Source organism: Cognatilysobacter bugurensis (genome assembly GCF_014652095.1).
Lineage (GTDB): Bacteria > Pseudomonadota > Gammaproteobacteria > Xanthomonadales > Xanthomonadaceae > Cognatilysobacter > Cognatilysobacter bugurensis.
Genome location: NZ_BMYD01000004.1, coordinates 44,143 through 62,697, shown reverse-complemented (window position 1 = coordinate 62,697; position 18,555 = coordinate 44,143). Strand labels below are relative to the sequence as shown.

At 67.6% G+C, this 18,555-nt stretch carries 16 protein-coding genes; 14 read left to right on the top strand and 2 right to left on the bottom strand.

All coding sequences use genetic code 11. The annotated features are described in order from the left end of the window. Nucleotides 1-4 precede the first annotated feature (4 nt). The 8 genes from rpoZ (at nt 5) to IE075_RS11685 (ending at nt 8,660) form a co-directional block, all read left to right on the top strand. A complete protein-coding gene (rpoZ, locus tag IE075_RS11720) occupies nt 5-304 on the top strand; it encodes a DNA-directed RNA polymerase subunit omega (protein ID WP_189456786.1) in 300 nt (99 codons plus the stop codon). Between the two features lie 119 nt (nt 305-423). Continuing rightward, the gene (locus IE075_RS11715; RefSeq protein WP_189456783.1) at nt 424-2,607 is read left to right on the top strand and encodes a RelA/SpoT family protein; all 2,184 of its coding nucleotides are present in this window, start codon (nt 424-426) and stop codon (nt 2,605-2,607) included. Nucleotides 2,608-2,666: 59 nt separating this feature from the next. Then, entirely contained in the window at nt 2,667-3,047 is a 381-nt protein-coding gene (locus IE075_RS11710) for a RidA family protein (RefSeq protein WP_189456781.1), read from the top strand. Between the two features lie 7 nt (nt 3,048-3,054). Then, nucleotides 3,055-5,202 (top strand): ATP-dependent DNA helicase RecG, encoded by a 2,148-nt coding sequence (gene recG / locus IE075_RS11705; protein WP_189456779.1) that lies wholly within the window; start codon nt 3,055-3,057, stop codon nt 5,200-5,202. 87 nt (nt 5,203-5,289) lie between these two features. Continuing rightward, nucleotides 5,290-6,225: a nucleoside hydrolase gene (locus IE075_RS11700; protein ID WP_189456777.1), complete on the top strand. Its 936-nt coding sequence runs from the start codon at nt 5,290-5,292 to the stop codon at nt 6,223-6,225. A 68-nt stretch (nt 6,226-6,293) separates the two neighbouring features. Continuing rightward, nucleotides 6,294-6,539 carry a type B 50S ribosomal protein L31 gene (locus IE075_RS11695; RefSeq protein ID WP_189456775.1) on the top strand — a complete coding sequence of 82 codons (246 nt, stop codon included), beginning with the start codon at nt 6,294-6,296 and terminating at the stop codon, nt 6,537-6,539. A gap of 229 nt (nt 6,540-6,768) precedes the next feature. Next, nucleotides 6,769-8,073: a citrate synthase gene (locus tag IE075_RS11690; protein ID WP_229792491.1), complete on the top strand. Its 1,305-nt coding sequence runs from the start codon at nt 6,769-6,771 to the stop codon at nt 8,071-8,073. A 2-nt stretch (nt 8,074-8,075) separates the two neighbouring features. After that, nucleotides 8,076-8,660, top strand: a complete 585-nt coding sequence (locus tag IE075_RS11685; RefSeq protein ID WP_189456770.1) for a hypothetical protein — start codon at nt 8,076-8,078, stop codon at nt 8,658-8,660. A 166-nt stretch (nt 8,661-8,826) separates the two neighbouring features. On the opposite strand, the gene IE075_RS11680 is transcribed toward IE075_RS11685, so the two are convergent. Both IE075_RS11680 and IE075_RS11675 read right to left on the bottom strand, forming a co-directional pair. Then, nucleotides 8,827-9,483 carry a hypothetical protein gene (locus IE075_RS11680; RefSeq protein ID WP_189456769.1) on the bottom strand — a complete coding sequence of 219 codons (657 nt, stop codon included), beginning with the start codon at nt 9,481-9,483 and terminating at the stop codon, nt 8,827-8,829. Between the two features lie 137 nt (nt 9,484-9,620). Then, nucleotides 9,621-12,113: a penicillin-binding protein 1A gene (locus IE075_RS11675; RefSeq protein WP_189456768.1), complete on the bottom strand. Its 2,493-nt coding sequence runs from the start codon at nt 12,111-12,113 to the stop codon at nt 9,621-9,623. 267 nt (nt 12,114-12,380) lie between these two features. On the opposite strand from IE075_RS11675, the gene IE075_RS11670 reads away from it, so the two are divergent. The 6 genes from IE075_RS11670 (at nt 12,381) to IE075_RS11645 (ending at nt 18,554) form a co-directional block, all read left to right on the top strand. Beyond that, nucleotides 12,381-13,439, top strand: coding sequence for a pilus assembly protein PilM (locus IE075_RS11670; RefSeq protein ID WP_189456767.1), 1,059 nt, complete (start codon nt 12,381-12,383; stop codon nt 13,437-13,439). Further along, nucleotides 13,439-14,158, top strand: a complete 720-nt coding sequence (locus IE075_RS11665; RefSeq protein WP_189456765.1) for a PilN domain-containing protein — start codon at nt 13,439-13,441, stop codon at nt 14,156-14,158. The genes IE075_RS11670 and IE075_RS11665 overlap by 1 nt, the downstream gene beginning before the upstream one ends. Then, entirely contained in the window at nt 14,155-14,832 is a 678-nt protein-coding gene (locus IE075_RS11660) for a type IV pilus inner membrane component PilO (protein WP_229792490.1), read from the top strand. Before IE075_RS11665 ends, IE075_RS11660 begins: the two co-directional genes overlap by 4 nt. Before the next feature lies 1 nt (nt 14,833). Further along, complete coding sequence (locus IE075_RS11655; RefSeq protein WP_189456763.1) at nt 14,834-15,376, top strand: pilus assembly protein PilP; 543 nt, start codon at nt 14,834-14,836, stop codon at nt 15,374-15,376. A gap of 14 nt (nt 15,377-15,390) precedes the next feature. Beyond that, nucleotides 15,391-17,376, top strand: coding sequence for a type IV pilus secretin PilQ (locus IE075_RS11650; protein WP_189456761.1), 1,986 nt, complete (start codon nt 15,391-15,393; stop codon nt 17,374-17,376). Between the two features lie 164 nt (nt 17,377-17,540). Beyond that, on the top strand, nt 17,541-18,554 hold the full coding sequence (locus IE075_RS11645; protein WP_189456759.1) for an AAA family ATPase: 1,014 nt from the start codon (nt 17,541-17,543) through the stop codon (nt 18,552-18,554). Nucleotide 18,555: the final 1 nt, after the last annotated feature.

Genomic DNA, 18,555 nt, shown 5'->3' with positions numbered 1-18,555 from the left:
CCCCATGGCCCGCATTACCGTTGAAGATTGCCTCGAAGTGGTCGACAACCGCTTCGCACTCGTGATGATGGCCGCCAAGCGCGCGCGCCAGCTCGCGAACGGCGTCGAGCCGCAGCTCGATAACTCCGAGAACAACGACAAGCCGACCGTGATGGCGCTGCGCGAAATCGCGGCGCGACGGATCGACAACGACTACATCGATGCCGTCGAGAAGTCCGAGCGCGAGCGCAAGGAGCGCGAGGCGATGGAGTGGGCGGCGGCCGAAGTGGTTGCCGACGACGACATGTCGAAGGGCGACGACTGAGTTTCCCGCGCCGGCCCCGTGCCGGCCTGCGACACCGACGGCCCCGCATTGCGGGGCCGTTTTGTTTACGTTCGGCGCGCGCGTTGCGCCGCGCGAGGCGGGCCGCGTAGATTGGCCCCATGATCCCGATTCCCGCCGTCGACCGCGCGTCCGCGCCTGTTGCGCCGCCGCTCGGCGATGCGCCCCTGCCGGATTACGTCTCAGATCTCGAGCAGGCCGCGCACTACCTCGACGACGCTCAGCGCGCGCTCCTGCGCCGTGCGTGGGCGGTCGGCGCGGCGGCGCACGTCGGTCAGACGCGCAAGTCTGGCGAGCCGTACATCACGCACCCGGTCGCCGTCGCGCGCGTGCTCGCCGAGCAAGGGCTCGACGTCGAAACGCTGATCGCGGCGATCCTGCACGACACGCTCGAGGACACGCCGCTCACGCACGAGCAGCTCGTGAGCGAGTTCGGCGCCACCGTGGCCGAGCTCGTCGACGGCGTGACCAAGCTCGACAAGCTGCAGTTCCGCGACCGGCAGGAAGCCGCTGCCGAGAGCTTTCGCAAGATGCTGCTCGCGATGTCGCGCGACCTGCGCGTCATCCTCATCAAGCTCGCTGACCGGCTGCACAACATGCGCACGCTCGGCGCGCAGAGCACCGAGGCGCGCCGCCGCATCGCGCGCGAGACGCTGGAGATCTACGCGCCGATCGCGCAGCGCCTGGGCATGAACCTCATCAAGGCCGAGCTGCAGGACCTCGGCTTCCGCGCGCTGCACCCGTGGCGCCATGCGGTGATCGACAAGCGCATCCGCACGCAGCCGGTCGTCCGCCGTGAGTCGCTGGTGCAGATCGAGGCGAACCTCGCGCAGCGGCTCGCAAAGGAAAAGCTCAATCACCGGCTCGTGAGCCGGGTGAAGTCGCCCTGGAGCATCTACTCGAAGATGCGCGCCGAGCATAAGAGCTTCACCCAGGTCATGGACGTGTTCGGGTATCGCGTCGTCGTGCGCGCGGTGCCTGAGTGCTACCACGCGCTTGGCGTGGTCCACGCCGCGTACAAGCCGCTCGATTCGCGCTTCCGCGACTTCATCGCGATCCCGAAGGCGAACGGCTACCAGTCGCTGCACACCGTGCTGTTCGGCCCCTACGGCTCGCCGGTGGAGGTGCAGATCCGCACCGAGGAAATGGACCTCATCGCCGAGCGCGGCATCGCGGCGCACTGGTCGTACAAGAACGGCGGCGAAGGCCCGAACAGCGCGCAGAGCCGCGCGCACAACTGGATCAACGGGCTCGTCGAATCGCAGAAATCGACGGGCTCGTCGCTCGAATTCCTCGAGAACGTGAAGGTCGACCTGTTCCCCGACGAGGTCTACGTGTTCACGCCGAAGGGCGACATCCTCTCGCTCCCGCGCAGCTCGACTGCGCTCGATTTTGCGTACGCGGTGCACACGGACATCGGCAACCATGCCGTCACGGCACGCGTCGACGGTCGTCTCGTGCCGCTGCGCACCAAGCTCGCAAGCGGCCAGCGCGTGGACGTGATCACCGCGAAGGCCTCGCTGCCGAAGCCGCAGTGGCTCGAGTTCGTCGTCACCGGCAAGGCGCGCACCGCGATCCGTCAGCAGCTCAAGCAGCTCGAACACGAGGACGCGGTGCAACTCGGGCACCGCATGCTCGATCGCGCCCTCGAAACGGTGGACACGTCGCTCGAGCGGCTGCCTGCCGCCCGTCTCGATTCCTTCCTCGCCGAACACCGCTACCCGCGACTCGAAGCGCTGCTCGCCGACATCGCGCTCGGCAACCGCATGCCGCAGCACGTCGCCGCCGCGCTCCTGCGCGAGTCCACTGGCCGCCGTCGGCCGGTCGAGCGCAGCGACCGGCCCGAGGACAAGATCCTCATCACCGGCGCCGAGCGCGGCGTGGTGAGCTTTGCGAACTGCTGCCTGCCAATCCCGGGCGACGAGATCATGGGCTACCACACCGCCGGGCGCGGGGTCGTCGTGCACCGGCTGGAATGCCCGAACGTGGCCGACTACCGCAAGTCGCCCGATCGCTGGGTGGCGATCGGCTGGGACCGCGAGGTCCGGGGCGATTTCGGCGCCGCGCTGCGGGTCGAGCTCGACAACCGGCCGGGCGCGCTCGCGCAGGTCGCGGCCGCAATCGCCGAGGCCGAGTCGAACATCGACCGCGTGGAATACCTCGAACGGGATGCGCACCTCGCGGTGCTTCGCTTCGCGATCGAAGTCAGCGACCGACGGCATCTGGCCGACGTGCTGCGCCGCGTGCGGCGGCTTGGAGTGGTGCTCGGCGTGCAGCGCATCTGACACGCCGGTCGGCATCGTGCGCAGGTACGATGCCGCTTCCTTTGGCTCGTCCGATTCCCATGGCCCAGATCATTCACACCGACCGCGCTCCGGCCGCCATCGGCCCGTATTCGCAGGCGGTCCGCGCTGGCAACACCGTGTACTTCTCCGGGCAGATCGCGCTGAGCCCCGACACCGGCGAACTCACCGGCGAGGATGCGGCCGCGCAGGCGCGGCAGGCGTTCGATAACCTGCGCGCGGTCGCCGAAGCGGCCGGTGGCTCGCTGTCGAAGATCGTCCGCCTGGGCCTGTACCTCACCGACCTCGGCGAGTTCGCGGCCGTCAACGCGGTCATGGCCGAGTATTTCCAGGCGCCGTACCCCGCGCGCTCGACGATCGAAGTGGCCGGCCTGCCGCGCGGCGCGGCGTTCGAAGTCGACGCGGTCATGGTGCTCGACTGAGACCGCGATGCCGCGCGTCCGCCATGCGCCCGCACTGATCGCGCTGGGCGACACGCCGCTGACGGCGCTGACGGGCTGCGGCCCGAAGGTGGCCGAAAAGCTCGCGGCGCGCGGCCTTCTCACGCTGCAGGACCTGTGGCTGCAACTGCCGCGGCAGTATGAGGACCGCACGAAGATCGTGCCGATCCGCGCGCTGCAGGCTGGCGTCGCCGCGCAGGTCGAGGGCCGCGTCGAAGCGGTCGAACGCGGCTTTCGCTACCGGCCGACGCTGCGCGTCGCGATCGGCGATGACTCGCGTGCAACGCTGGTGCTGCGCTTCTTCCATTTCCGCGCGGCGCAGGTCGCGCAGTTCCGGCCCGGCGTGCGGCTGCGGTGCTACGGCACGCCGCGACCGGGGCAAAACGGCCTCGAGATCGTGCATCCGAGCTATCGGGTGATCGAGGACGACGAGGTCGGGGTGCTCGGCAGCTCGCTCGACCCGGTGTACCCCGCAATCGAGGGCGTCGGCCCGGCCATGTTGCGCCGGCTGATCGGCCTTGCGCTCGATCGCCTGCCCAGCGACGAGGAGCTGGAGCTGCTGCCGGACGCGCTGCTCGCGCGCCTCGGGTTGCCATCGTTGCGCGATGCGCTGCTCACCGTGCATCGGCCGCCCGCGGATGCCGACGTGCCGGGCCTGCTCGCGGGCACGCATCCCGCCCAGCGCCGGCTCGTGATCGAGGAGTTGCTCGCGCATCACCTGAGCCTGCGTCGGCAGCGCCTCGCGCAACAGGCGCACGCTGCGCACGCACTCGTCGACACCGCTTTGGCCGAGCGGTTGCAATGCGCACTGCCGTTTGCACTTACCGGCGCTCAGCAGCGCGTGTTCGATGAACTCCTCGACGACCTGCGTCGGCCCAGGCCGATGTTGCGACTCGTGCAGGGCGACGTCGGCTCGGGCAAGACCGTTGTCGCCGCGCTGGCCGCGACGCTCGCCGTCGCGCACGGTCGGCAGGCCGCGCTGATGGCGCCGACTGAACTGCTCGCGGAACAGCATCTCAACAACCTGCGCGCCTGGCTCGAACCGCTCGGCGTGCGCGTCGCGTGGCTCGCCGGCAAGGTCACCGGCCGCGCTCGTGCACAGGTGCTCGACGCGGTCGCGCGCGGCGAGGCGCAGGTCGTGGTCGGGACGCACGCGTTGATGCAGGAAGGCGTGGTGTTCCACGACCTCGCGCTCGCGCTTGTCGACGAGCAGCACCGCTTCGGCGTGCACCAGCGCCTGGCCTTGCGCGACAAGGGCGCCGGCGGGGGCGTCGGTCCGGATGCGGTCGTCCCGCATCAGCTCGTGATGACCGCCACGCCGATCCCGCGCACGCTTGCGATGGCTGCGTACGCCGATCTCGACGTGTCGGTCATCGACGAACTGCCGCCCGGCCGCACGCCGGTGCAGACCGTCGCGCTGGGCGCCGAACGCCGGCCCGAACTCGTCGAACGCATCCGCCGTGCCTGCGCGGAAGGTCGGCAGGCGTACTGGGTGTGCACGCTGATCGAGGAGGCGGAGGACGACGGCAAGTCGACCGGTGGTTTGCGCATCGAGGCGCAAGCGGCGCAGACCACCTACGAGCAGCTGTCGTCGCAGTTGCCGGGGCTGCGCGTCGGCCTCGTGCACGGCCGGCTCAAGCCCGCTGAGAAGCAGGCGGTCATGCGCGAGTTCAAGGACGGCAACATCGACCTGCTCGTCGCGACGACCGTCATCGAAGTCGGCGTCGACGTGCCGAACGCCTCGTTGATGATCATCGAGAACGCCGAGCGACTCGGCTTGGCGCAGCTGCACCAGCTACGCGGGCGGGTAGGGCGGGGCAGCGCGGTGTCGAGTTGCGTGCTGCTCTACCAGCCGCCGCTGTCGCAGATGGCGCGCGAGCGGCTGGAGACGATGCGCGAGACGAACGACGGTTTCGTGATCGCCGAGAAGGATCTCGAGCTGCGCGGGCCGGGCGAACTGCTCGGCACGCGGCAGACCGGCATCGCCGGTTTCCGTCTCGCCGATCTCGGCCGCGACGCCGAACTGCTGCCGCAGGTGCACGAGATCGCCGAGCGGCTGCTCGAGCGGGCCCCGCAGGTGGCTGAGCGCCTCGTCGAGCGCTGGATCGGCGGCGCAATGCGCTACGCGCAGGCCTGAGCCATGCCGCTCGACGGCCGCGTCGGCCGCTGAGTCCGCCTCCACACCCATGCGCTAGGCTTGCGCGTTTCGCCAACGACGTGACCCATGGACGATCGCATTCCGCTCCTGATCGACACCGACCCGGGCGTCGACGACGCCCTCGCGCTGCTGATGGCATTCAACGATCCGCGCCATCGCGTGGTCGGGCTCACCATCGCCGCCGGCAACGTCGGACTGCGCCACACGGTCGCGAACGCGCTCAAGTTGTGCGAGATCGTCGACGCTGACGTGCCCGTGTTCGCAGGTTGCGAATCGCCGCTGCTGCATCCCGCGCGTGATGCGGCCTACGTGCACGGGCAGGACGGCTTCGGCGACACCGGGTACGCGCCATCAACGCGCGAGGCCGACGCCGAGCACGCGGCGCTCGCACTCCTGCGCCTGTCGCACGAGCACGCCGGGCGATTGCTGCTCGTCGCACTCGGCCCGCTCACGAACGTGGCGCTTGCGCTCAAGCTCGACCCGACGCTGCCGCAGCGCGTCGCGCGATTCGTCGTCATGGGCGGCGCGGTCTCCGCGCACGGCAACATCACGCCGGCGGCCGAGTTCAACATCGCATTCGATCCGGAAGCCGCGCAGATCGTGTTCTCTGCGTTTCCCTCGTTCGAGCTCGTCGATTGGGAAGCGGTGCTCAGACACGGCCTCGCGCATGCGGATGTCGATGCCTGGCTGCGCGCCGACAGCCCCCGTGCGCGGTTCTACGACTCCATCTCGAAGCAGACGCGCGCGTGGTCGGCCGACCGCCGCGGCGAGCGTTGGCACTCGGCAGATGCGCTCGCGATGGCGCACGCGCTCGCGCCGGCCGGTGCGCTCAAGCTTGTCGAGCGGCCCGTCGCGGTCGAACTCGACGGCCGCCACACGCGCGGCGCGACCATCGTCGACTGGAATCGCCAGACCGGTGAGCCCGACAACGCGACGATCGTGATGCACTACGAGCAGCGCCGGTTCGAGCGGCTCATTGAGGCCGCACTCGCCGCGCATTGACGCGCTTGCGCAACCCGCGGGGAGGTCGCTATACTGCCGCGCTTTCCCTGATCCGATTGGTGAGTGCCATGAAGGCCGGCATCCATCCCGAGTACCGCGACGTCGTTTTCCAGGACGTCACCACCGATTTCCAGTTCCGTACCCGCTCGACCCTTGGCAGCAAGGAATCGATCAAGTGGGAGGACGGGCAGGAATACCCGCTGATCAAGGTGGATATTTCTTCGGCCTCGCACCCGTTCTACACGGGCAAGCAGAAGCTGATGGATACCAGCGGCCGGGTCGATAAGTTCCGCAAGCGCTACGCACAGAAGTAAGCAGCACCGCTGTCGCGTATCGCGAACGGCCGCCTCCGGGCGGCCGTTTTGCGTTTCCGGGCGGGAGCGCGTCGCGATGCGCCACGGCCGAAGGTCCAGTGCGCATCAGGCAGCCATACGGCACCGTTGTGCGATAATGATGCGTCGCGGCAACGGGCAACCGGGCCGCCGTTTCTGTCCCCCTTCCGTGCCGCGGCCGTCGTGCGGCATGCCGACTGAGGAGTGCTTCGTGTCCGCTTCCGATCTTTCCGCGCTGCAGCAGGCGACCCTGACTGCCGGCGATCGTGACGTCACCCTGCCCGTACTGCATCCGACCGTGGGGGCGCCGTGCATCGACATCGGCAAGCTGCCGAAGGAAACCGGCTGCTTCACCTACGATCCGGGCTTCACCGCGACCGCAAGCTGCAAGTCGGCGATCACCTACATCGACGGCGACGAGGGCGTGCTGCTGTATCGCGGCTACCCGATTGAGCAGCTCGCCGAGAAGTCGAGCTTCCTCGAAGTCGCGTACCTGCTGATGAACGGCGAGTTGCCGGACAAACAGCAGTTCGACTCGTTCGAGCACGAAGTCACGCATCACACGATGATGCACGAGGCGTTCAAGAGCTTTATTGGCGGTTTCCGCCATGACGCGCACCCGATGGCGATGCTCGTGGGCATGCTCGGCTCAATGGCGAGCTTCTACCACAACGATCTCGACCTCGAGGATCCGGAGCAGCGCCGCCTGGCCGCGATCCGCCTGATCGCGAAGGTGCCGACGATCGCCGCCGCCTGCCATCGCCACTCCATCGGCTGGCCGATCCGGTACCCGCGCAACAACCTCGAGTACACCACGCGCTTCCTGCACATGATGAAGGAAGTGCCGAGCGAGCCGCTGGAGCTCAACCCGGTCGCCGCGAAGGCGATGGATCTGCTCTTCATCCTGCACGCCGACCACGAGCAGAACGCGTCGACTTCAACCGTGCGCCTCGTCGGTTCGACCGGCGCGAATCCGTACGTCTGCGTCGCCTCGGGCGTCGCGGCCCTCTGGGGCCCGGCCCACGGCGGTGCGAACGAAGCAGTGCTCAAAATGCTCGAGGAAATCGGGCGTCCGGAAAACGTCAAGTCCGCGGTCGACAAGGCGAAGGACAAGAACTCGGGCTTCCGCCTGATGGGCTTCGGCCACCGCGTGTACAAGAACTACGACCCGCGCGCCGCGCTGGTGCGCAAGATGACCCACGAGGTGCTGGGTCAATTGGGCGTCAACGACCCGCTGCTCGACGTCGCGATGAAGCTCGAAGAGGCTGCGCTGCAGGACGAGTACTTCGTGCAGCGCAAGCTGTACCCGAACGTCGACTTCTACTCGGGCATCATCTACAAGGCGCTGGGGATCCCGGTCGAGATGTTCACGGTGATGTTCGCGATCGCGCGCACTGCCGGCTGGGTCTCGCATTGGCTCGAGCAGCAGAACGATCCGGAAAACAAGATCGGCCGGCCGCGGCAGATCTACACCGGCCAGACGAGCCGCGAGTACGTCGGTATCGATCAGCGCTGATCTTGCGCGAAGCGTCGGTCGATCCAGTTTCGAAGCCGCGGCCTGGCCGCGGCTTCCTTGTTTTCAAATGGGCCGTTTACGCGCTGCTCGCGCTCAACGTCGCCTTGTACGCGACGCACGGCACGCTCACCGAAACGTTCGACACGGCCGCGTGGCTCGTGCTGCTGTTGCTTTTCGAGTGGGAAACGGGCGGCTGGTCGGGTGGGTCGCGCCGGAGGCGGGTCGCACACGGGGCGCGTGCACTGGCCTCGCTCGTCATTGCGTGGGCGTGCAGCGACTACGCCCTCCAGCGCGAATGGCTGGACTTTGCGAATGCAGCCACCTGGCTCGCCGTAGTCGCGGCGCTTGAGCTCGAGGTGCGCGTCCCGGCGGGTCGCCGAAGGTTTCATCACGCCCGGCGCAGCGTCACCTGGGCGCTCTATGCCGCCCTCGTGGGCTTCATCGCCGCATGGCTCGTGCTTGGAAGCGACGACGTCGGCGGCGCATGGCTGGACGCCTGGGACGCCACGCTGTGGCTTGCGGCGTTCGTGGTGATCGAGTTGAACCTGTTCGACCGTGCGCCGCGGAGCGCATCCGCGCATCAATGACGCGGTGCTCGCTTGCGGCGCGGCGTCCAACGCCCAGCGCGCGCCAAACACGGTCGCCTGCACGCGCCTAAGCCCGGGTCAGCGAAAGGACATTGCCGTCGGACGCACCCGCGCACTTCGTGGCTAATTCCCGCTACGCAGCGCCGCAGCCGCGAGGCGCCTCGAATCAGCCGAGGCCTTGTTCGAACCCGTCGATCTCGTCCTGCGCAAGCAGGCGTCGCAACTGCGAAGGCGATGCGCGCTGCATCGGCCGATCGTCGATGCTGCCGAGCGGTGCCTGGCGCAGGACGGTGAGCGGCAGCACCGTCAGATCAAACGTAAAGCCCTCGGCGCTGAACACCCACACCGGAAATGTCTCTTCGCGCTCTCGGTCCAGACGCAGTCGCCGGCTGCGCGACGTCGCGGGAATCCGATGCAGATCCAGAAAATGGGCGACTGCCTCGGCGTCGTCGCTGTGCAGGTGCAGCGTCACCGGGGAATGTGCGTCCGCCGTGCCGTCGAGCACGGGGCCGACCAGGCGCGGCACGAAGTCGGCGAAAAACTCCATTGCGCGGTCCGCGGCCTCGCGGCGCTCGCGCACCAGCGCGGCGCTATCGCGCTGGAACAGCCGCTGGTACTCGCGCAATGCGTCTTCGATCTCGCGATTGCGGGGCAGGGACGCGTCGTCGTGGATGCCGAGCCGCTCGGCTGCCTTGAGCTTGGCCTGGTGGTAATCACGCAGGCCGCCTTCGGCCATCAGCCGGGCGGCTTCGTGTGCGAGGCGGTGCCGGCGTTCGCGGGTGCGCGTCTGCGCGTACTGGGCGTGTCGCGCGTGGCGCTGCATGGGACCTCCGCGTCGGCTCGACGTCGGCGGATGCCCGCCGCGGCCGGCCGCGAGGACCGGCGGAGGCACGCTAACACGCAGCTGTTGAATGCGCGTTAGGACTGCGGCTGCGTCCGTGGCGGCCGCAGTCCTGCTGTTCAGAAGATGTCGAAAGATTCTTCCGACGGCACGTCCCGCGCGTCGCCGTAATCGATCACACTTTCCATCCGCTCGAGGTCTTCGGCCTTGACCCATTCGGTCACGCCGCCGTTGGCTTCGGGAATGAGCGTGCCGTTCGGCGAGACCGCGACCTTGACCATGCCCGCGGGCGGCTCGTGCGGCATCAACGGCTGGCCTTCAAGTGCCACGCGCATGTACTCGATCCAGATCGGCAGCGCGGCCTTGCCGCCGTACTCGCGATAACCGAGCGACTTGAAGTCGTCGCGGCCGACCCAGACCGTGGTCACGAGCGGCCCGCCGAAGCCGGAGAACCACGCGTCGCGGTGTTCGTTCGTCGAACCCGTCTTGCCGCCCACGTCCTCGCGGTCGAGCACCTTCGCAGCCGTGCCGGTGCCGCGCTGCACGACGTCGCGCAGCATCGAGGTCATCTGGTACGCGATGCGCTCGTCGATCGCCCGCGGCGCAAGCTTCACGTTCGCGGGCAGCTCGGTTTTCTTCGCGACCTCGGGAGCCGGCTTGGCGTCCGTCTCCGGTGATTGCACCGGAGCAGCGCCCGGCGCCGGTCCGAAGTCGAAGCCCGCGACTTCCGTCGACGGCGGTGCAACCGGCACCCCCGTCGCGTTTGCAGTCGCGAAGCCCCCGCAGCGGTGGCAGCCCTGCGCGGGCTCTTCCTTGAACACGCGCGCGCCGTCGCGATCGCGGACCTCATCGATGAAGTACGGCGTCACGCGGAAGCCGCCGTTCGCGAAGACCGCGTAGCCGCGTGCGACCGACAGCGGCGTCAGCGACGCGGTGCCAAGCGACATCGACAAGTTCGGCGGCAGGTGCTCAGGCTCGAAGCCGAAGTGGCTGATGAACTTGCGCGCGTAATCCACGCCGATCGCGTCGAGCAGGCGCACAGACACGAGGTTGCGCGACTGCACCATCGCTTCGCGGATGCGCATCGGGCCAGCGAAGTTGCCGGTGTCATTCTGCGGGCGCCACAGGTGGCCGCGGCGGTCCTTGAAGACCACTGGGGCGTCGAGCACGATCGAGGCGGGATTGAAGCCGCGCTCGAACGACGCCGCATACAGGAATGGCTTGAAACTCGATCCCGGCTGGCGGCGCGCCTGCGTGGCGCGATTGAACTTGTTGCCCGCGAAGCTGTAGCCGCCGGTGAGCGCGCGCAGCGCGCCGGTCATCGCATCCAGCGAGACGAGCGTGGCCTGCGCCTGCGGCAACTGGTCAAGGCGGTAGCTGGCATCCGTCTCGCCGTCCTTCGGCTCGACACGCGACACGCGCACGAGGTCGCCGCGCTCGAGCGAAGCGGGCTTCTTGCTGCCCCAGCCCTGGTTCGCGCCCAGTTCGATTTCCCGCCCATCGCGCAACACCAGGCGCGCACGGCTGCCCTCGGTGCCGAGTACGATCGCCGGCAGCAGGCCGCCCTGCGACGTGATCGAGCGCATGCGGCGCGCCACCGTCGCCGCGTCCTCGTCGGAGGCCAGGTCGAAACTCTGCTCCACGCCGTGCCAGCCGCGGCGGCTGTCATACGTGTGCAGGCCGTCACGCACGGCCTTGTCGGCCGCGGCCTGAAGTACCGGGTCGATCGTCGTCGTGACGTGGAAGCCGCGCGTGAGCGCTTCCGGCCCGTAACGCGCAATCATTTCCTGACGCACCATCTCGGCCACGTACGGCGCGTGGACCTGCACCGGCCGCTCGTGCGGGCTCGCGTGCATGTCGACCGACTTGGCGCTCGCGGCCTCGGACGCGCTGACGAAGCCGAGTTCGGCCATGCGATCGAGGATGTAGTCGCGGCGCTGCTTCGCACGTTCCGGATTGCTGAGCGGATTGCCGCTCGACGGGAACTTCGGGATGCCCGCGAGCGACGCCATCTCGTCGAGATCGAGCTGGTCGAGCGTCTTGCCGTAATAGAACTCCGCAGCCGCCGCCACGCCGTACGCGCGATTGCCGAAGAAACTCTTGTTCAAGTACAGCTCGAAGATCTCGTCCTTGCTGAGTTCGCGCTCCATGCGGATTGCGAGCAGCATCTCCGCGAGCTTGCGTGTGTAGCTGTACTCGGAACTCAGGAAGAACTGGCGCGCGACCTGCTGGGTGATCGTCGAGCCACCCGGCACGCGCTTGTCGTCCGTCGTCGCGAGCAACCACACCGCGCGGCCGATGCCTTTGTAGTCGATGCCGTTGTGCTCGTAGAAGCGTGCGTCCTCGATCGCAATGAACGCCTGCTTGAGGCGCTCAGGCACCTTCGCGATTTCGATCGGGTAGCGCCGCGTCTCGCCGAACAGCGCCACGAGCTGCCCGTCGCGCGAATAGACGTACATCGGCTCCTGCATCTCGACGTTGCGAAGCGTCTCGACGTCGGGGAGCTTGGGGGCGATGAGGAAATAGAGCGAGCCGAGCGCGAGCAGGCCGAGCAGGGTCAGGCCGGCGGCGGCGAACAGCGCGCCGCGCAGGAGGCGGCGGAAACGGGGCATCGAAGCGGATTCCGATTGCGGTCTTCGGGGGGCTGGAGTATAGAGCCGCACGCCGTGCCCCGGCCGCGCTCGCGCGGCGTCCAGTCAGTGACGATGCAAGGGTGTGAGCTCCGTCGCGTCACGGCACGAAAGTGACGCTCAGCGGCAGTGCCGTCGGCGTTTCTGGCAACCCGGTCACGGACTGAACCTTGCCAGTACGTGAAAACTCCGTTATCAAAGCACTGCCACACAAAGTGCGCGTAAGCACTTGTGGCTGGGGAGAAAAGCGTGGGGATCATCACAAAGAGCCAGCCGCCGCTCGTCGGCGTCGATATCAGCTCGACTGCCGTCAAGCTGCTCCAGCTGTCGCGGGTTGGGAACCGCTACCGCGTAGACCACTACGCGGTCGAGTCGTTGCCGCCGAACGCAGTGGTCGAAAAGCAGATCGCCGAGGTCGAGGTCGTTGGCGAGGCGATCAAGCGCGCGCTGGCGCGTTCCGGCTCGCGTGCCAAATACGGCGCGGCCGCCGTCGCAGGCGCATCCGTGATCACCAAAGTGATCCCGATGCCCGCCGAACTCGGTGAGGACGAACTCGAGGCGCAGGTCGAACTCGAGGCCGTCAACTACATTCCATACCCGATTGAGGAAGTGAACCTCGATTTCGAAGTCATCGGTCCGATGCCGAATGCGCCGGACTCGGTGCAGGTGCTGCTGGCCGCGTCGCGGTCCGAGAACGTCGAGATGCGCGCATCCGCGCTCGAGATCGGCGGGCTTGCACCGCGGGTCGTCGATGTCGAGGCGTTCGCCATCGAAAACGCGTTCGGCTTGCTCTCTGATCAGCTCAACACGCCCCGAGAAGGGCTGGTGGCGCTTGTCGACTCCGGCGCGACGATGACGACGCTCAACGTGCTGCGCAACGGACGCAGCCTGTACACGCGCGAGCAGGTCTTCGGCGGCAAGCAGCTGACCGACGAGATCATGCGCCGGTACGGGCTCAGCTACGAAGAGGCCGGCCTCGCCAAGCGCCAGGGCGGACTGCCCGACAGCTACCCGCTCGAGGTGCTCGAGCCGTTCAAGGAAGCGCTGGTCCAGCAGGTCAGCCGCCTGTTGCAGTTCTTCTACGCCGGCAGCGAGTTCAACCGCGTCGACCAGATCGTGCTCGCCGGCGGCAGTGCTGCAATCCCGGGCCTGGCGCAGCTCGTCGAGGAGCAACTGGGCATCCCGACGATGATCGCCAACCCCTTGGCGCAAATGACGCTCGGCCCCCGCGTGCAGCCGCACGCGCTCGCGCAGGATGCGCCGGCGCTGATGATCGCCTGTGGCCTGGCCCTGAGGAGCTTCGACTGATGGCACGCATCAACCTGCTCCCCTGGCGCGCCGAACGGCGCAAGCAGCGCCAGAAGGAGTTCGGCCTCATGCTCGGTCTCGCCGCTGCCGCGGCGATCGGCGTGAGTCTGCTGATCTCGACCTATTACGACGCCCAGATCGAAGGGCAGAACGAGCGCAATGCCTACGTGCAGGAGCGCATCGCTGAAGTCGAACGCCAGATCACCGAGATCAAGGCGCTCGACGAAAAGAAGGCGAAGCTGCTTGCGCGCAAGGACGTCATCGAGCAGCTGCAGGCGAGCCGGTCGCAGATGGTGCACCTGTTCGACTCGCTGGTGCGCACGATCCCGGACGGCGTGGTGCTGACGGCCGTCAAGCAGGACGACCAGGTCCTGACGCTGCAGGGGCGCTCGCAGTCTAATGCGCGCGTCAGTACTTACCTGCGCAGCCTCGAGAACTCCGGTTGGATGACCCAGCCTGAGCTGTCGATCATTGAAGCGAAGGGCACCGACAAGGGCCTGCCGTACGAGTTCAGTCTGCAGGTCCGCCTTGCGAACCCGAACGGTACGGCCGAGGGCATCGGAGCGGACGCGGTTGCGACGCCGCCCGCGGACCCCGCAGCGCCGGCCGCAGCACAGCCGGCGCCGGCCACGGGGCCTGCCCCTGCGGCGGCACCCCAAGCCGCGCCCGCCGCACCGCCGGCGGGCGAGTCTCCGTCGCTTGAAGGAGCCGCGTCGTGAGCGCGAAGAAGATCAATTTCAAAGAACTCGATATCAACCAGATCGGGTCGTGGCCGCGGAAGGCGCAGATGGTGTTCGCGGCGATCGTCGCGCTCGTGATCATCGGGCTGTGGTGGTACCTCTTCATCGGTGACAAGCAGGACGAACTGGAAGGCCTCGAGCGCCAGGAAGTGGATCTGCGGGCCGAGTTCGAGACCAAGCAGGGCCGTGCTTCGAACCTCGATGCTCTCAAGCAGCAGTTGGCGCAGATGGAGCAGCAGCTGCAGCAGATGCTTCGCCAGTTGCCGAGCAAGAACGAAATGCCCGACCTCATCGTCGATATTTCGCAGACCGCGCTCGCGACCGGCATCACGAACGAGCTGTTCCAGCCCGGTCCGGAAGAGCCCAAGGAGTTTTACGCCGAGAAGCCGATCGCGCTGCGCATGGTGGGCTCTTACCACCAGTTCGGCGGCTTCGTCTCCGGCGTCGCGTCACTCCCGCGGGTGGTCATCATGACGATGCACGACATCCAGTTGAAGCCACGTGCCGAGAACCGCGAAGGCGGCATCACGGCAAATGCGCCGCTCGAACTGTCGGGCACCGTCAAGACCTATCGCTACCTCGACGAAGAAGAGGTGGCAGCGCAACAGCAGCCGGCGGCCGACGGCGCCGCTAAACCCGCGGGGGGCAATTGATATGCATGCAGCGTGGAATCGCAGTGGGCGCCGCGCGCTCACCGGTCTCGCGATCGCACTTGCCGTGGCGGGCTGCGGACGTGACGTGACCGATACTCCGGGCGAGGCGCCCAATCTGGAATCGTGGGTCGCCGAGGTGCGTGCGCGGCCGGCGCCGCCGCTCGACCCGCTGCCGGTGATGCAGCAGTTCGAGACGTTTGAATATTCCGCGCAGTCCCTGCGCGATCCCTTCAGCAGCGCATTCACCGATGAGGGCACGAACGGCCCACGTCCAGATGCGTCGCGCCGCAAGCAGGTGCTCGAGCAGTTTCCGCTCGACAGCCTGGACATGGTCGGTACGCTCGGCCGCGGCAGCGGGCTTATCGCACTCGTGATGGCGCCCGACAAGGTGACTTACCGTGTGCGGCCAGGGGCATACATGGGGCAGTCCGACGGTCGCGTCACCGCGGTGTACGAAGACCGCATGGAACTGGTGGAACTGGTGCCGGACGGCGCGGGCGGCTGGCTGGAACGACCGGCCACGATCGCACTCGAAGATCAATGATTGGGGATCGTAAGATGACCGTATTTCACGCAACGCGTTCGCGGCCGGCCTTGCGGCTCCGCACCGGGGGCCTCGGCCTCGCCATCGGCCTCGTGGCCGCGACCAGCGCGGCGAGCGCCGGGGCACCGGGTGCCAACGGGGTTCTGGTGCCTGTGTTCGTCGCTCAGGTCGCTCCTGCGGCGAGCCTCGACCCGGCCAAGCAACTGCCGGGTACGGTCACCGTGTCCGACATCGACTTCAAGCGGGGCGACGGCGGCGCCGGCCGCCTTGTGCTGCGGTTCAACGGTGAGGGCGCGACGCCCGACCTGCGCAACCAAGGCGGGAACATCGTTATCAGCGTGCCGAACGCCGAACTGCCGCAGAACCTGCGTCGGCCCATCGACGTCGCTGACTTCGCCACGCCGGTGCGCCGCATCGACGCGAACACTTCCGGAGCAGGCGCACAGCTGATGCTCGCGGTGAACGGTGAATTCGAGACGATGGCGTACCAGAGCGGGCGCGAGTACATCGTCGAGATCTTGCCAAAGGCGCGCGCCACGGCACGCGGTGGTGCGAACGCAGCGAACGCTGCGAACACGACCGCTGGCCAGGCGGGTACGGCCGCGGCGCCGGGCCGGCCTTACGGCGGCAAGCCGGTGACGTTCAACTTCCAGGACGTGCCGGTGCGCACGGTGCTGCAGCTGATCGCCGAGGAATCGAACCTTAATATCGTTGCCAGCGACACGGTGCAGGGCAACGTCACGCTGCGCCTGCTCAATGTGCCTTGGGACCAGGCACTGGACATCGTCCTGCAGGCCAAGGGCCTCGACAAGCGTCGCAGCGGCAACGTGGTGTGGATCGCGCCACAGCCGGAAGTCGCAAAGTATGAGCAGGACCGTGAGGACGCCCGTATCGCGCTGGAAAATCGCGTCGATCTCGTCACCGAGTACGTGCAGATCAATTACCACAATGCGGCGCAGATCTTTAAAGCGCTGACTGAGGCGAAGGGCATCGGCGGAGCAGGAGGGGCGGGCGGGCCGGGCGGCGGTTCGAACCTCGACAACGGCTTCCTGTCGCCGCGCGGCCGCATGGTGGCGGATGAGCGCACGAACACGCTGATGATCAGCGACATTCCGAAGAAGATCGAGCAGATGCGGGAGCTGATCCGCGTGATCGATCGGCCGGTCGACCAGGTCGTCATCGAGGCTCGCGTGGTGGTTGCGAACGAGACGTTCGCTCGCGAGCTGGGCGCAAAGTTTGGCGTCAGCGGTGTATCGGACAACGTCGCCTATAGCGGAAACCTTTCGGCCAATACAAGCAACTGGAATTCAGTGGTCGACGCTGACCGTGCTCTGGACGAATGGGAGCGCGGCGGCCGCGTTGGCGCGCGCCCGGCAGGCCCGACCATCGTCCAGGGGCTGATGAGCAATCTCGCTGTGGCCAATCCGGCAGGGTCGCTCGCACTGTCCATCATGAATGCGGGCTATGCGCTGGATGTCGAGCTGTCAGCGATGCAACAGGAAGGCCGTGGCGAAGTGATCTCGAATCCACGAGTGGTCACGAGTAACCAGCGCGAGGCGGTGATCAGTCAGGGCCAGGAAGTCGGCTACGTCACGATCCAGCCGGCCACCGCTGGCGGCGTGGCGACACCGAGCGTCCAGTTCAAGGAAGTGCTGCTGCAACTGCGGGTGACTCCGACGATCACCAACGATGGCCGCGTGTTCCTCAACATGAACATCAAGAAGGATGAGGTCGAAGGCTTCGTCGACACCTCGATCGGCGACGTGCCGATCATCGGCAAGCGGGAAGTCAACACGGCGGTCCTGATCGAGGATGGGCAGACCGTGGTCGTGGGCGGTGTCTACGAGTTCGACAGCCTCGAGAGCGTTTCGAAGGTGCCGTTCCTCGGAGATATCCCGTTCCTTGGCGCGCTCTTCAAGAACAAGTCGAAGAACAAGCAGAAGGCCGAGTTGCTGATCATGGTCACGCCGAAGGTGCTGCAGGTCGCGCAGCGCAACTGAGCGCAACAGGCGGCAACCAGGTGATGCGAATACGGGGCCTTCGGGCCCCGTATTCGTTTGTGCGGACGCTTGCGGATGCACGATGGCGGCTCGTCGGCGGTGTCGGGTGAAACTTCCTCACGCCGGCGCGGTCACAATCGGTCCGGGCTGAATACGGAACCGCCATGGACCGAACCGACTCCGCCGCGTCATCCGCGTCTCACACCGGCGACACCTTGCAGAAGCGCTTCACCGCGCTGCAGGCGCGGCTGGCCGGGCGCATCGTGGGCCAGGCTGCGCTGGTCGAGCGGCTGCTGATCGCGCTGCTGGCGGACGGGCACTTGCTCGTCGAAGGCGCGCCCGGCCTCGCAAAAACAAGCGCGATCCGCGCGCTCGCCGACGGCGTCGAGGCCGACTTCGCACGCATCCAGTTCACGCCCGATCTGCTGCCGGCCGATCTCACGGGCACCGAGGTGTGGCGCCCGCAGGACGGACGCTTCGAGTTCCAGCCCGGCCCGGTCTTCCACCCGGTCCTGTTGGCCGACGAGATCAACCGGGCGCCGGCGAAGGTCCAATCGGCGCTGCTCGAGGCGATGGGCGAGCGCCAGGTGACGGTCGGTCGGGCGACGTACGCGCTGCCGCAGTTGTTCCTCGTGATGGCGACGCAGAACCCGATCGAGCAGGAGGGCACGTTTCCGCTGCCCGAGGCGCAGCTCGACCGTTTTCTCATGCACGTGCAGATCGGCTACCCCGAGGCGTCGGCAGAGCACGAGATCCTGCGGCTCGCGCGCGACCGCGCTCGCCACGGGGAGAACGCCGACGTGGTGAGCGCGCCAAAATTGCCGCTCGAGGACGTGTTCGCCGCGCGTGCCCAGGTGCTGGACCTGCATTTCGCGCCCGCGGTCGAGCGCTACATCGTCGAGCTCGTGCTGGCTTCGCGCGACGCATCCCCGTACGACGCCGCGCTCGCGGCGCGCATTGCCTGGGGCGCGAGCCCACGAGGTTCGATCGCGCTGGAACGCTGCGCGCGGGCGCGCGCCTGGCTTGCCGGCCGCGACTTCGTGACACCCGACGACGTCCGCGCAGTCGCGCCCGACGTCCTGCGCCATCGCGTGCTGCCGAGCTTCGAGGCCACGGCCGAAGGCTGGGACGGCGGTCGCCTGGTCGACGCACTCCTGCAGCGGGTTCCGCTGCCGTGAG